Genomic DNA, 772 nt, shown 5'->3' on the forward strand with positions numbered 1-772 from the left:
CCGGGCACGGAGACCATCAGCGCATAGTCGAGGGCGGTGTCCTCGGCTTGGCGAATGGTTTTGACGATCCGGCTCTCGAGCGCATCGATGCGTGTGTCGAAGTCGGCGATGACGTCTTGAAGGTCGTCGACAACGTCCGCGTCGAAGGCTTCGCTGAGATATCTCTTCAACCTCGCCCTGATCTCGACCAGATGGTCGCGGTGGCGAGCAAGCGACTGAAGGTGCTCGCCTTTCTCACAGGGCGCCGGCTCGGGCGCAGGCTGGTAGCGACGACCGTAGTCGCTCAGCATCCTGGCATCGAGGCGATCCGTCTTGGCGCGCTGCGTCGTCGACTTCGCGTAATGGTGGGTATGTGCTGGATTGTGCCGCGAGAACGCAACGCCTGCCTTGGCCAGCGCATGGCGCAGCAGCCGGTCATGGATCCCTGTCGCCTCCATGACGACGAAGTCCCGGTCGGCGCAAAGGCCTGCCACATAGGCTTCTATCGCATCGCCCTGGTTGGCGATGCGCTGACAACGACCGCTTGCCTCATCAAAAAAGTCGAGCCGCTGCTTGGAGATGTCGCAGCCGACATAGTTCTGCACTATCATGTCCAGGCCTCTTCCTGTGGTGCGGGGTCTGCTGCTAACAGCCCCGTGCAACTGTTCAGGTTGATGGTTCAGTGGTGGGAAGGGACCGAGCCATGCCGCGGACTATCCCGAAAGGGATGACCAGGATCCTCTCGGCCTCCTTCCCACTTCAACCATACACCCGAACCAACACACAGGATCCT

1 protein-coding gene is annotated in these 772 nt (G+C 61.1%); it reads right to left on the reverse strand.

The features are described 5' to 3' along the window. On the reverse strand, window positions 1-590 hold a 590-nt coding region (locus AC1DVW_RS29680; protein ID WP_477327940.1), incomplete at its 3' end, for an IS110 family transposase. Window positions 591-772 lie beyond the last annotated feature (182 nt).

The sequence above is a fragment of the Mesorhizobium sp. P3_B5 genome (genome assembly GCF_056402815.1).